The 14,536-nt window shown below is 53.6% G+C and carries 11 protein-coding genes; 1 reads left to right on the top strand and 10 read right to left on the bottom strand.

The features are described from left to right. Positions 1-94 precede the first annotated feature (94 nt). From tyrS to ACY1JZ_RS13145, 10 genes are all read right to left on the bottom strand, one after another. Complete coding sequence (gene tyrS / locus ACY1JZ_RS13190; protein ID WP_462629547.1) at positions 95-1,354, bottom strand: tyrosine--tRNA ligase; 1,260 nt, start codon at positions 1,352-1,354, stop codon at positions 95-97. A 330-nt stretch (positions 1,355-1,684) separates the two neighbouring features. Then, on the bottom strand, positions 1,685-2,848 hold the full coding sequence (locus ACY1JZ_RS13185) for a response regulator (RefSeq protein ID WP_462629546.1): 1,164 nt from the start codon (positions 2,846-2,848) through the stop codon (positions 1,685-1,687). Positions 2,849-2,864: 16 nt separating this feature from the next. Continuing rightward, entirely contained in the window at positions 2,865-5,852 is a 2,988-nt protein-coding gene (locus ACY1JZ_RS13180) for an ATP-binding protein (RefSeq protein WP_462629545.1), read from the bottom strand. Positions 5,853-6,199: 347 nt separating this feature from the next. Then, positions 6,200-7,834 carry a chaperonin GroEL gene (groL, locus tag ACY1JZ_RS13175; protein WP_270165901.1) on the bottom strand — a complete coding sequence of 545 codons (1,635 nt, stop codon included), beginning with the start codon at positions 7,832-7,834 and terminating at the stop codon, positions 6,200-6,202. A 74-nt stretch (positions 7,835-7,908) separates the two neighbouring features. Next, positions 7,909-8,190: a co-chaperone GroES gene (gene groES / locus ACY1JZ_RS13170; RefSeq protein ID WP_270165903.1), complete on the bottom strand. Its 282-nt coding sequence runs from the start codon at positions 8,188-8,190 to the stop codon at positions 7,909-7,911. A gap of 140 nt (positions 8,191-8,330) precedes the next feature. Beyond that, complete coding sequence (locus ACY1JZ_RS13165) at positions 8,331-8,921, bottom strand: hypothetical protein (RefSeq protein WP_462629544.1); 591 nt, start codon at positions 8,919-8,921, stop codon at positions 8,331-8,333. Between the two features lie 340 nt (positions 8,922-9,261). Beyond that, a complete protein-coding gene (gene kduD, locus ACY1JZ_RS13160; protein WP_270165907.1) occupies positions 9,262-10,017 on the bottom strand; it encodes a 2-dehydro-3-deoxy-D-gluconate 5-dehydrogenase KduD in 756 nt (251 codons plus the stop codon). 15 nt (positions 10,018-10,032) lie between these two features. Next, positions 10,033-10,794 (bottom strand): DeoR/GlpR family DNA-binding transcription regulator, encoded by a 762-nt coding sequence (locus ACY1JZ_RS13155; protein WP_270165908.1) that lies wholly within the window; start codon positions 10,792-10,794, stop codon positions 10,033-10,035. A gap of 18 nt (positions 10,795-10,812) precedes the next feature. Further along, complete coding sequence (gene kduI, locus ACY1JZ_RS13150) at positions 10,813-11,646, bottom strand: 5-dehydro-4-deoxy-D-glucuronate isomerase (protein ID WP_270165909.1); 834 nt, start codon at positions 11,644-11,646, stop codon at positions 10,813-10,815. A 122-nt stretch (positions 11,647-11,768) separates the two neighbouring features. Further along, on the bottom strand, positions 11,769-12,686 hold the full coding sequence (locus ACY1JZ_RS13145) for a proline dehydrogenase family protein (RefSeq protein ID WP_462629543.1): 918 nt from the start codon (positions 12,684-12,686) through the stop codon (positions 11,769-11,771). Between the two features lie 301 nt (positions 12,687-12,987). Between ACY1JZ_RS13145 and ACY1JZ_RS13140 the strand changes: the two genes are divergently transcribed. After that, positions 12,988-14,523, top strand: coding sequence for a carboxylesterase/lipase family protein (locus tag ACY1JZ_RS13140; RefSeq protein WP_462629542.1), 1,536 nt, complete (start codon positions 12,988-12,990; stop codon positions 14,521-14,523). Positions 14,524-14,536 lie beyond the last annotated feature (13 nt).

The raw sequence follows: 14,536 nt of genomic DNA, 5'->3' as shown, positions 1-14,536 counted from the left end.
AAAAAAAACAGCAACGCCCGCAGAAGCATCCCTGCACATGAACCGTGCAGGCAGATGCATTCTGCGGGCGTTGCCGTCTTGCCATTCATATTCGCTATACTAGCCGTACCAGCGAGTAGCTCTTCTTGCCTTTGCGGACGATGATGAACTTGCCCTCGATCGCATGATCAGCGGTCACGTCCAGCTCCTGCTCCTGCACACGCTCGCCATTGAGCGAGATAGCGCCGCTCTTAATGTCCTCGCGCGCCTGACGCTTGGACGGCTCGATACCGATGTCCACTAGCCAATCGATGATGTTCTTGGACTCTTTGGACGCTTCATAGGCAGGCATCTCCTTGAAGCCTTGCTCGATCTCGTCAGCCGTCAGTGACTTGATGTCACCGCTGAACAGCGCGGCGGTTATGCGCTTCGCCTGACTGAGCATCTCCTCGCCATGCACGAACCGGGTCATCTCCTCGGCCAGCGCGATCTGCGCTGCGCGCTTATGCGGCTCCGTTCTCACCTGCTCCTCCAGTGCCTCGATCGCCGCTTTGTCCAGGAAGGTGAAGTATTTCAGGTATTTAATCACATCCCGGTCATCCGTGTTGGTCCAGAACTGGTAGAACTCATATGGAGTCGTCTTCTCTGGGTCAAGCCATACTGCGCCGCCCGCCGACTTGCCGAATTTCGTGCCATCGGCCTTGAGCATCAGAGGGATCGTCAGACCGAATGCCTTGGCCTCCGAGCCTTCCTTCCTCCGAATGAGATCCAGACCACTCGTAATGTTCCCCCACTGATCCGAGCCGCCAAGCTGCAGTTGCACATCCTCCTCACAGAACAGATGATGATAGTCAAGGGATTGCAGAATCTGATAGGAGAACTCGGTGAACGAGATGCCTGTCTCCAGCCGATTCGCCACGATGTCCTTCGCGAGCATCGTATTGATGCTGAAATTTTTGCCGTAATCACGTAAAAATTCAATGACATTAATCTTATGAATCCAGTCATAGTTGTTGACCAGACGCAGTTGGTTATCGCCTTCTGTCATGAACAGTTTCTTCATCTGTGCAGTCAGCTTCGCCACGTTCTCCTGCACCTGCTCCAGCGTCTGGAGCGTCCGCTCGGACTGCCGTCCGCTCGGGTCGCCGATCGTCCCTGTCGCGCCGCCAATGAGAATGACAGGGCGATGGCCAGCCAGTTGGAATCGCTTGAGCATTATAAATGGAATGAGGTGCCCGACATGCATACTATCGCCTGTCGGATCGACCCCGCAGTAGAGCGATACGGATTTTTCCTCCAACAGTTTGCTTAACCCCTCGGCATCTGTCTGCTGGTTAATCGCTTCGCGCCACTCCAGCTCATCTAATATGTTCATCGTATATAGCCCCTTCTTAATATATTTTCCTTGTAATACAAAAAAAATCGCCCCTCGTCTAGTGTAGACGCAGGGACGATGTCATAACCGTGTTACCACCCAAATTGCATGACGTCACCCATGGTGCCGCTATGCCACTCTTAGCTGTGCTATCGTTAGCCATTCCGCTTGGCATTACCCAAGATACTCCTGAGTGTACTTCACAGCGTCGTGTGTGCCAAGTTCCATCTACCCTTGGCTTTCTGAAGACAGGGACGACCCGCTACTTGCTCATTCATTGCATACCAGATATGAAGTTAAATATTAGTATAGTGAATCCTGCTGGTGTTGTCAATGTCGCTGCAGCCCTGCCAGATCACGCTCTACCTGCGCCGACAGCTCCTCCGGCGGCTCCATCCCCATCTCCTCCCGATACATTGAGGCGAAGCGAGCATAATGGCGCCTAAGACCTTCCCAGTTTTTACGCCGGGCATACAGCTCAAGCCGGATCGCGTTGAGTCGTTCATTCAATGGATGCCACATCAGGCATGCCTCCAGCCGCCTCTCCACCGGCTCGAGCTCATGGCGATCCAGATCCCGCTGCACCAGCTCATGAACCAGATTCAGATAGATTCGGTCGCAAGACTCCACCAGCGCCGCGCTCCACGCATAGGGCTTGCCTGTGAACAATGGCCCCTTGTATAAGGTTGCGAGCCGTTCCATATAAGGGAATCGTTCTTGCGGCTCCAGACCGCCCCCGTTATCTCTGTCCCATCTCAAATACAGCAACAAGTCATATTGGATGGCGCCTGCATTGAAGCGGTAGCCCTCGATTGTCTTCTGTATGTCGCAGGCCAGCCCCAGTTCCTTGAGCATTTTTTTGAGCGAATAGATAGAGGTATGCAAGTTCGGCAAGGATCGCTCCTCGTCCATCTCCGGCCATAGCATTTCAATCAGTTGCCATTTGCTAATTTCTTTATCTGGATGACAGAGAAAGTAGGCCAGCAGCTCCTCTGCCTTGCGTGTACGAAACTTGATCGTCTGCCCCTGACTATTTTTTAACTCAAAGCCACCTAAGCAAGTGATCACGCTGCTCGCCTTAGGCGGAGCAGGCTTGACAGGCTTGGGCGCATCATTCACCGCTTCCGTCACGACACCCCGGCTTCGCAGGCGGGCGGTTACACGCTCGATGGCGGCTGGCGTCACTGGCTTAAGCAGATAGTCCAGCGCCTGTACGCCGAACGCATCGACAGCGTAATCTTTATAAGCAGTTGTGAAAATAATGGCAAGGCGCGGCAAGTCCGCACGCAGTTGCTGCGCCAGCTCCACGCCATTCATTCTGGGCATCTCGACATCCAGAAACACAACATCTGGCTGTAGAGAGGGGATGGCATCCGCAGCCTCCAGCGGACTGACAAAACCGCCCACGATGGTAAAGCCCGGATGACGCCCGATCAGCACCTTCATAAGCTCCAATATAGGTTTCTCATCCTCAACAATGACAGCCCGATACATACGACTCCCCTCCCATCTACGACGGCTCCACCGGAATAAACATCGTAATTTTGGTACCCTGTCCAATCTCGGAATCCATATTCAACGTCGCACCCGGAATCATCCGCAGCCGCTTGCGAATATTGGTAATTCCTATTCCTCTATTCTCATCCTCTTCATTCAGCAGTCGATATAATTGCTCGTCTGGGATGCCGATCCCGTTATCCTGCACCGTAATACGCAGGCAGTTGCCTGCTTGATGGATGCGCAGCAGCACCTCGCCGCCCTCCTCCATCTCGAACAAGCCATGACGGATCGCATTCTCCACAAAGGGCTGTATCGACAACGAAGGAATGAGACACGCCTCCAATTCCTCCCCTGTCTCGCACAGGAAGGTGAACCGATCGCCGAATCGGGCCTTTTCAATCTCCACATAAGCGTGGATCAACTCCAGCTCACGACTTAGCGGAGCATACAGCTCCGAACGATCCAGCTCCAGGATATACCGTAAATATTGACTTAGCATCGAGAGCAGATAGGCAGCCCGTTCCCCGTCTGTATAACAGAACGAGATGACACTGCTTAGCGCATTATACAGAAAATGCGGCTTGATCTGAGCCTGATGGAATGCTAGCTCATTGCGAATCGCCTCTTGAATCGAGCTTCTCATAGAGATCAGTGTATGGATTCTCGCCAGCAGCGTGTTCGCCTCGAACGGCTTGGTCACATAATCATTCGCTCCCGCTTCGAAGCCGAGCGCAATGTCTCGCGGCGCATCCTTCACCGTAGCGAACAGAATCGGCAAGTCCAGTATGGAATGCTGCTCCCGCAATCTACGGCACAGCTCCAGCCCTGAGATGCCTGGCATCATGACGTCCAGCAGCACGAGGTCTACGGCGCCATGCTCATGCATCTTATCCAATGCCTCGCTGGCGGAGAAAGCCGTCAACACATTATACGGCTCATCGCGCAGCAGATACAGCAGCAACTGAATATTGGAGCGCTCATCATCGACAAGGAGAATCGTATGCGGATGCTCCTGAAGCTGATCCAGCGGCTCCTCCTCGCGACGCAGTCGCTGCCCCATGCCGCCTGCGCCTGCAACTGCCGTATCCTGTAATCCGGCAATCGAGGCCGCAGTGGGCAGCGTACAGGATATGCGCGTGCCCTCGCCTGGCACGGACCAGTCCACCCATATTTTACCGCCCATCTGCTCGATTAGCTTGCGGCTCAGGTACAGCCCGACGCCCATCCCCGAATAGCTGTCCTTGTCCTGCGGCAGCTCTAGCTGAACAAATTCCTCGAAGATCGATTCATGTCGGTTCGCTGGAATGCCGCGGCCTGTATCCTCGACCGTAATATGCAGCATCGAGCCGTCCGTGCGGGCAATGACCTGGATACGACCTTGCTCCGTATGATGGATCGCGTTATGAATCAGATTATACAACACCTGCCGGATGCGGTTCTCATCGGCTAGCGCATACATGCCGGAGCGCACGCGATTATCGAGTACAATCGGCTTGCCTGCAAGCTCGAACTGAAGCATATCCATCACAATCTGCACCGCCACCCGTACATCGACGATCGCTGGTGACAGCCGCAGCTCGCCATATTTTAAGCGTGTCACATCGAGCAGATCGTGAATGAGCATCGATAGCTTGGAGGAGGTATCATGGACGAGCCAGAGCTGCTTCTTTTGCCTGTCTGTGAGTGTGCCTTCACGATCCTCCAGCAAATTAGAGGTCATATTAATGATGCCATGCAGAGGGGTCTTCATCTCATGCGAGGTATGCATCAGAAATTCATCCTTCAGCTCATTGGCCGCCATCAGTTGACGGGTGAGCTGCTCTGTCCGTTCGTAGGCCCGGGCGAAGCGCAGCGCCAGAAAAGCGTTCAGGCATAAAATAAAGCCGACCAGCCCGACTCGTCCCCATACATTAGAGGTGACCCAGTTCTGAGAATGTAGACTCGTATTGACCAGATAGACCATCATGCCGCCGCTGGCAAGCATGAACACCAGCAGCTCCAGCCGCGTCTCCTTACGGCTGGAGCTGACCAGCGTAATTAGCAATCGAACAATCAGCACATTAATAAATACAAACAGGTAGTACATAAAGAGAGCTTTGTATTGTATATGTACTTTATAAGGCAGAGCAACTACGAACCCCATATATACCATGGCCGGGAAAATCAGCACAATACGCATTTTTTTGCTGAACAGCCGCGGCTCCACGGAGCATAGCAGCTCCAGCAGCAGCAGGCTGGTGCTAAATGAAGCCATATCCAGCAGCTTGTATGTAAACTCGAAGGGCAATCCAGGCAAGAGCCGCTGGAACAGCTTTTCGCCATATAATACAAATGCCCCGGTCTGTGAGATCAAGTACAGTCCGCTCAACAGATAGAGACGCTCGCGCCTTGAAAAATAATAATGACTTAAATGATACGTTCCGAAGATAAACATGAGCAGCAGCAGCGCGATCTCTGTGCCTACTTGGAGGCTATCCATCATCGTGATGGAGGTATACGATCCAAAAACGATCGAATTAATGATGCCTCGGTTAACATTAATATAATTGGAGACCATGATGACAATCTCCAGTTCATCCCCATCGGGACGGACAACCGTCACATACGGTGTATTAGAGGATGTGCCATCCTCCTCCTGCAGTGCAGGAACGCCGCTTCCGCCCTCACGCTTGCCATTCAGATAGAGCGAATGAGCCGTTCGAATATTGGACATCTTCAAGCTGTAGTATTGTTGTCCATCGGGAGGCAGCTTGATCCTAAGGCGATAGGTGGCATTCCCGTATCCTTCCAGAACGTCCGGCACGACGGAATAGACCGTCTTCACCTTACGCTTGCGCTCCGCCTCGATCTGTTCCGGCTTCAGCAGCACCCCCTCATAGTACTCCCATTCCCCATCCAGCGCGACGATGCTCCGACTATGCAGCTCCCAACGGGATAGATCCAGGACACCGCGCACGGCAATCGGTGCACTGCGGTCGGGCTGCGTATACATGAACATAGCTGAGAGTACAGCTAACGGTAATAAAAAAAACAGGCCAAACGTTGTTAGCCTGAATAATCGAGTCCCTCTCAATTACGCGCGCCCCTATTCATCCTAAGCTTATGGCTTCATTGTAACAGATTCGGCTGAAAAAAAACTGACACAATTTCTTTACAGCGTTGCAGCCTTCCGCTCCACGCCAACATTCCTGCATATGAATAAAGGGGCTGCCAGAAGTCCGTTACACCGACTTCTGGACAGCCCCGCCCCGTACCTGGCTCAAGCGATGATGCCGTTTCCTCGAATAAATGCATAGAGGCTGCAGATCACGATGATCTGCAGCCTCATATCTGTCAGGGAGCTTCTTAGAAGCCGCCCATACCACCCATTCCACCCATGCCGCCCATGTCAGGCATAGCTGGTTTTTCTTTTTCCGGTTTGTCTGCTACAACAGCTTCAGTTGTCAGGAACATCGCGGCAACGGATGCTGCGTTTTGCAGTGCGGAACGTGTTACCTTCGCAGGGTCAACGATTCCAGCTTCGAACATGTCAACCCACTCGCCAGTCGCTGCGTTGTAGCCTACGCCGATTTTTTCGTTTTTCAGACGCTCTACAATGACAGAGCCTTCTTGACCTGCGTTCGCAGCAATCGTGCGCACAGGCTCTTCCAGCGCGCGCAGAACGATGTTCACGCCCGTCTGCTCGTCGCCATTGGTTTGAACAGCAGCAACAGCATTGTATACATTAACCAGAGCTGTACCGCCACCGGATACGATGCCTTCTTCAACCGCAGCACGAGTGGAGTTCAGGGCATCCTCGATGCGCAGCTTGCGCTCTTTCAGTTCAGTCTCGGTTGCTGCGCCGACCTTGATTACCGCTACGCCGCCAGCGAGCTTCGCCAGACGCTCTTGCAGCTTCTCGCGATCGAACTCGGAAGTGGTGTCTTCCAGTTGTGCTTTAATTTGGTTCACACGAGCGAGGATGTCTGCGGAGTCGCCGCTTCCATCGACAACGATCGTGTTTTCTTTCGTTACGCGAACTTGGCGCGCAGATCCGAGCTGCTCCACTGCTGTGGATTTCAGATCCAGTCCCAGCTCCTCGGTAATTACTTGACCGCCAGTCAGGGCAGCCAGGTCTTGCAGCATCGCTTTGCGACGGTCGCCAAAGCCTGGAGCCTTCACGCCTACGCAAGTGAATGTGCCGCGCAGCTTGTTGACAACCAGAGTTGCCAGCGCTTCGCCTTCGATGTCCTCAGCGATGATCAGCAGTTGCTTGCCGGATTGGACAACCTTCTCCAGTACAGGCAGAATCTCCTGAATGTTGGTGATCTTCTTGTCTGTAATGAGGATGTATGGGTTATCCAGAACAGCTTCCATTTTATCGGTATCAGTAATCATGTAAGGCGAGATGTAGCCGCGGTCGAACTGCATGCCTTCCACAACTTCCAGCTCGGTGATGAAGCCCTTGGACTCCTCAACCGTGATCACACCGTCATTGCCCACTTTTTCCATCGCTTCAGCGATCAGTTGACCTACTTCGTCGTCAGCCGAAGAGATCGCCGCAACTTGAGCGATCGACTGCTTGCCTTCGATTGGCTTCGCAATCGTCTTGAGCTCTTCTACAGCAGCGCGGACTGCTTTTTCGATGCCCTTGCGGATTACCATCGGGTTAGCTCCAGCCGTTACGTTTTTCAGACCCTCGCGGATCATCGCTTGTGCCAGAACCGTTGCTGTTGTCGTACCGTCACCAGCTACGTCATTTGTTTTGGTCGCTACTTCTTTAACCAGTTGAGCGCCCATGTTCTCGAATGCATCTTCCAGCTCGATTTCCTTCGCGATGGATACACCGTCGTTCGTAATCAGCGGGCTGCCGAATTTTTTCTCCAATACCACGTTGCGGCCTTTAGGACCAAGTGTCACTTTAACTGCATTAGCCAGTGCATCCACCCCGCGCAGCATCGCGCGGCGAGCGTCTTCACTAAATTTAATCTCTTTAGCCATGAGTTGAATACCCTCCTTCTATTGTGTCAAGCGTAAGTAAATTTCAATCATCTATGTGGTTTCAAAACGTGGGCTTATCCCAAGATCGCGTGAATGTCGCTTTCCTTCATAATCAAATACTCTTTGCCTTCGTATTTGATCTCTGTGCCAGCGTATTTGGAGAAGATGACACGGTCGCCTTCTTTAACTTCCAGAGCTACATGGACTCCGTCCTTAACCGAACCGCTTCCTACTGCGATTACTTTACCTTCTTGCGGCTTCTCTTTTGCTGTATCCGGCAGAACGATGCCGCTAGCAGTCGTCTCCTCTTTCGCGATCGGCTCGATCAATACGCGTTCACCTAAAGGTCTGATCATGAAAAAATAGCCTCCTTTTGAAATGTTATGCTTCATCAATTTTATTAGCACTCGACAACGCTTAGTGCTAATAACCATTTTTATAATACTAATTTAAGCAGCATTTTTCAAGTCTTTTGATTGATTTTTTTCATGAAATCTCAATCTCGCAGCTCTCGCAGCCGCTCAAGCATCCATCCAGCGCTTGGCCATGCAGCCTGGAAGCCAACCCGTATCTGCGAATCGTCGAAGGCCACCTTACTGATCTTGACCCACTCTGGCAGTTCCTTGTTGAGAGGAACCTCGAATGCCTCCAGCCAGGAAGCCGGGAGGTCAAGCGAGCGAACCGTAAGCCGCTGAGGGATCGCCCGAAGATAGGGCTTGTCCCAGTTCAGCTCATACTGCGCCGTGGCGCCTGCCTGCACTAGCCCCATGTAGGTCACGTTGACGCGGGCGGACAACAGATTTCCTTCCAGATTAAAATCCGCTCCATCCAGCAACAGATGGCTGCCAACCCGGGGATTTTGCCGCAGGTACCCCTTAATAAGCTGGTTCAGCTCCTCGGAGCTCAGCGTCATCTCCGGCTTCAGCTCTATGGCCATCTCCAGCACCTTCTTCTCCAGCAGCAACGGAGTTGACTCCAGGTTGAGTTCCTCCTGCGGGGCAACATAGCGCACTGCTCCCCAGACTGCCAGTCCCAGCAGCACGAGCAGCACGGCAACCGTAACAAGCAACCGCCGAATCAGCCTCATCGGATTCTTCCTTTCTAGTGAGCGTACATTGTCTGTGATGTCACACTATATCCACTTAATATTGTAGGCTTTTTCATAGGGAGCGGGCAAGTTTTCGGAGTGTCGATACCGATAAGGCAAGGAACAGATGGCCTGTATCTACTGCTCCTGCTATGGGTCATCAGTCTTATCGTTAACGTCGCTACCTAGTGCACAGCTTCCAATCCACGGACAACTTCCGGTGAACTGCGCTTCGCTACACGACGGCAGGCGGACGGGTGTATCCGTATCAACACAGGCTGCAACGTCAAATAGCCGGAGCTCCGAGCCACGCTCGGAATTCCGGCTTGATTGTGTAGGCTTAACGGTTCATCCAGCCGCCGTCCACGCACAGGACATGACCGTTCATGTAATCTCCTGCTGCGGAAGCAAGGAATACAGCCGGCCCCTTCATATCCTGCAGCTCGCCCCAGCGGGCAGCCGGGATACGCTCCAGAATCTGGCGGCTGCGCACAGGATCGTCGCGCAGTGCTTCGGTGTTGTCCGTGCTCATGTAGCCCGGCGCAATCGCATTGACCTGCACGCCCTTGGATGCCCACTCGTTCGCCAGCGCCTTCGTCAGGCCAGCTACCGCATGCTTGCTGGCCGTATAGCCCGGCACGTTAATACCGCCCTGGAACGACAGCATAGAGGCGATGTTAATGATCTTGCCGGAGCCTTGGCGAATCATCTCGCGGCCTGCAAGCTGACACAGCGTGAACACAGCATTGAGGTTGATGTCCAGTACATCCTTCCAATCCTCGAAGCTGTGATCTGCCGCAGGCGTGCGGCGGATGATGCCAGCGTTATTGACCAGAATATCAATCCGGCCAAAATGCTCCAGCGTCTTCTCGATGATCGTCGGGAGCTGTGCCTGGTCGCTCACATTGGCCTGCACAGTCAGCGCTCGTCTGCCGAGCGCCTCCACCTCGCGCTGCACATCGCTAGCCGGCGTGCTGTTCGTCACGAGCACGATGTCCGCGCCCGCCTCCGCCAGCCCGAGCGCTACCGCCTTGCCCAGTCCACGCCCGGCGCCAGTAACGACGGCAATCTTCCCTGTCAGATCGAACAAACTCATCTCTTTCGTCTCCTTCTACCGCCCTGCCCGAATCAGCTTGGCTGCAAGTATGCTGTACTTGTCCAATACTTCCTCGCTAAGCCCGCTGTCGGTTATATACGCATCCACCTCGGACAGTTCGGCAAATGTAATTAATGCGCCCTTGTCAAATTTGCTATGGTCAGCCACGCAGTAAATTTTCTTGGCGCAGGACATATAGACCTTCTTCAGCCTGGCCAGCTCCTCGGTAAAGATCGTCAGCCCGTATTCCATGTGAATGCCGGTTGTCGAGAGAAACAGCTTGTGGACATTCAGACGGCTAATCCACTCCTGCTCCTCGCCGCCAATGAGCAAATTATGGTGTCGGTAGCCGCCAGGCACTACCAGGCGAATCTGCTCCTTGAGCGCCAGCTCACGGATGATCAGCAGATCGTTGGTGACGACAGTAATAGGAATATTCTTGACCCGCTTGGCAATCTCAAGCGTGGTGCTGCCCGCATCCAGCGCAATAATATCCCCGGGCTCAATATAACGCAGGGCCTGCTCCGCAATAGCTGCCTTAGCCTGTCCGTGCCGGCTGTTAGGAATCTGCATCGGCAGCAGGCTGTCTTCCTGCCCGCTTACCGATACAGCGCCGCCGTGAATACGCTTCAGCAGCCCCTTCTCCTCCAGCTTCTCCAGATCGTCACGGACAGTCTTCTCCGTCACCTGAAACCATGCGCTCAGCTCGGATACTCTAACACTTCCATCCTGTTCCAGCCGTTCTATAATGTTTCGATGACGCTGTGCAGCCAGCATGAATGGTTCCCCCTCAAATTATTTCAACTCGTCCATCGGGACGACATCCATATCCTTGAAGGTGTAGTTTTCCCCAGCCATTGCCCAGCAGAAGGAATAGCTGCTCGTTCCTGCCCCGGAATGGATCGACCATGGCGGCGAGATAATCGCTTGCTCATTGGCCACAACCAGGTGACGAGTCTCGGATGGCTCACCCATGAAGTGGAATACGCGAGTATCCTGATTCATATCGAAATACAGATAAGCCTCCATCCGGCGGTCATGCACATGAGATGGCATCGTATTCCACACGCTGCCCGGCTTGAACAGGGTAACGCCGAGCATCAGTTGACAGCTCTGTACGCCGTTCTCATGAATATATTGATAAATGGTGCGTTCGTTCGATGTCTCGATCGAGCCAAGATGCAGCGGATTCGCTTCGTTAACGCCCGTCTTTCTTGTTGGATATGTCGCATGTGCAGGCGCAGATACGATGTAGATGCGCGCCGGATTCGAGCTGTCCTTGCTCTCCAGCGTCAGATCCTGCACACCCTTGCCGACATACAGCGCATCCAGCTTGGCAAGCTCGTACACTTCGCCGTTCACCTTGATGACGGCATCTCCGCCGCCAACATGGAGAAATCCGGCCTCACGGCGCTCCAGGAAGTATTCGGTCTTCAGTTGATCCGCTGCTTCAAGCTGCAAAGGCTCCTTCCCAGGCACGGCACCGCCGACAATCAGCCGATCATAATGAGAATACACCAATTCGACCTTGCCATCCTGGAACAGATTTTCGATCAGAAAATCCTTTCTCAATCTTTCCGTCGTGTATGTCTTTATGTCAGTCGGATTCGTAGCGTGACGAATTTCCATGGTATAAAAACCTCCTGAATAGTATGTTTTAGTTCGTTTATAGTATAACACTCCACAAACAAACATTAAAGAACTATTTCGGAAATTAACATACCCACATCCAGCAATAGACCTTTCTTCACTTATCGCTTGAGCATTGAGCGCAGCACGAACCGGACATTCTCCGGGCGCTCCGCCAGCCTTCTCATAAAATATCCGTACCAATCCACGCCATAGGGAACGTATATCCGCACCTTATAGCCCTCATCTGCGAGCTGCTGCTGAAGCGCCGGACGAATGCCATACAGCATCTGGAACTCATACCTTTCCCGCGTGATGCCACTGACCTTGACGAATTGCTTCACATGGTTAATGATCTGCTCATCATGCGTTGCTATAGCCGCATAGTGGCCGCTTAGCAACTGGCGTTCTATCATTGTGATGAAGTTATGATCCACATCCTCCTTATTCGGAAAGGCCACCTCCTCCGGCTCCTTATAGGCTCCCTTGACCAGCCTATAATTGGGCGCATACGAATGTAGTCGCTCCATGTCCTGCAGACTCTTATACAGATAAGCCTGCAGCACAATGCCAACATACGGGCCATAATCCGAGACGAGCCGCTCATAGAGCGCAATCGCAGGCTCATTATGGGCATAATCCTCCATATCGATGCGAACGAAGCTGTGCAGCCGCTTGGCTGTAGCTACGATGCCGCGCATACGCTGGAGACAGCGCCCAGAGGATAGATCCAGGCCAAGCTGAGTGAGCTTGAGCGAGACATTGGCCTGTGCGTCGCTCGCATGGATGGCCTCCAGCGCTTCGATGACTGCCACCGCCGCGCGATCAGCCTCCTCCTCGCTGAACACATATTCGCCTAGATGATCCAGCGTCACTAACAGTCCGCGGCTATTGAGCTCCCTGACCTTTCTCATCGCTGCATCTAGCGTCGGTCCCGCCACGAACCGCTCTGCGCCTAGACGCAGGCCGAAGCGCTGCGCTGCTTGATTGGCCAGGCGACTTTTGGATAAATGCAGCAATATGGTTCTCATGATCGACATCCGGCTTCACCTCTCGTTCAGTGGACCCGCGCAGGAAGCACCTTGAATCGAGCAGGGTGCTGCAGACTGCGTCTCCTATTTATATTAAGAATATGTGGAGCAAGCAGCCATTTAATACACCAACACCATACACCTGACACATAATGACGTCTTACGAATCCTGTATTGTTATTTTGAGGCAGATTTGCGTATGATGGACACAAGGGCAGAAGCCTCCACTGCATGGAAGGATAGGAACACCACGACTCAATGAGGCTCCGCTTGAACACATAGACTATGGTTCAGGAAGGAGAAGGTGCACTTGCTAAGAAGTGTTATTGTGGAAAATGGCATCGTACAAGGGCTGCCCGCCGCAGACCCCCGCATTACCAGCTACAAGGGAATCCCCTTCGCAGCTCCGCCCGTCGGGGAGAATCGCTGGCGCGCGCCGCAGCCGGCTCAGAATTGGGAGGGCACGCTGAAAGCATTTGAATTCGCTCCCATCTCTATGCAGGCCAAAACGGTCATCGACGATAACAATATTTATACCAGGGAATGGGCCGTTGACCCGGATATACCTATGGATGAGGATTGCTTGTATCTGAACGTCTGGACGCCTGCCAAACGCGCGGATGAGAAGCTGCCTGTGTTCGTCTGGTACTTTGGCGGCGCACTGCAGGTTGGCCATACCGCGGAGATGGAGTTCGACGGGGAGCGCATCGCTCGCAGGGGCATCGTGGTGGTCACGGTCAATTATCGCCTGAATTCGCTAGGCTTCCTATGTCATCCCGAGATTAGCGCAGAATCTCCCGATGCGCCCGCCAACTTCGGGCATCTGGATCAGAAGGCCGCAACGGAATGGGTGAAGCGCAACATCTCCGCCTTTGGCGGCGATCCGCAGCAGATTACGATTGGCGGGCAGTCCGCCGGCGGCGGCAGTGTGCTGACCCATATGACCGCTCCCTGCAACCGCGGACTATTCCAGCGTGCAGTCATCCTGAGCGGATTAATTACGGAGGTGTATCCCGGCAATCCTATGCCTATCAAGAAGATTCGGCTAACGGAAGCAGAGCAAGAGGGCGTTCGCTTCTTCGACTTCCTCGGCGTCACTACGCTGGCAGAGGCCAGGCAGCTTGATGCCACCTATATTCGGGATAAGACACTGGAGTACAATCGTTTCTGGGGAACCGTCATTGATGGTCAATTCTGCCTCGGCAGCCCCTTTGAGCTGTTTATGCGGCAGCAGCGTGAGATGGTTCCGATCCTCCTCGGCCATACCTCTTCCGAGTTCACCGTCCAGCCGATTGCCGCTACGATGAAGGAGCTTCGCGAGCTAGCCGACACCTTGTTCGGCGACCAGGCGGATACCTTTCTTGAGCTGTGCCAGGCACAGGACAGTGATGTTGATAAGGCGCTGAAGCAGGCTTCGGTGCGTATGATCGAATACGCCATCCGTCTTGCTGTACGCGCGAACAGCGAGCACCCGGAAGGCACCTCGCTATATTATTATAACTTCGATGCCGAAATTCCGGGCTGGGATCAGCCGGGAACGTTCCATTCGGTGGACCTGTGGTTTTTCTTCGAGACGCTTGCCAAGTGCTGGCGCCCCTTTGTAGGCAAGCACTACGACCTGGCCCGTCAGATGTGCAATTATTTGTCCTATTTCATTGCCACGGGCAACCCCAACGGCCCCGACTCTACAGGCGACATGATGCCCGATTGGCATCCCTGCACCTCGGAGCGGCCCTATGGCATGTTATTTGGCGACACTGCCCAATTCGCAGAGACCGCCCCTGATCCGCTGATCGCCTTTTTGGTGGAGCAGTACTCTAGCAAGGCTGCAGCATCAAGCCGCTAACAGGTGCCACGGG

This window comes from Paenibacillus sp. J5 (assembly GCF_054955055.1).
This window is presented reverse-complemented; position numbering and strand designations above follow the sequence as displayed.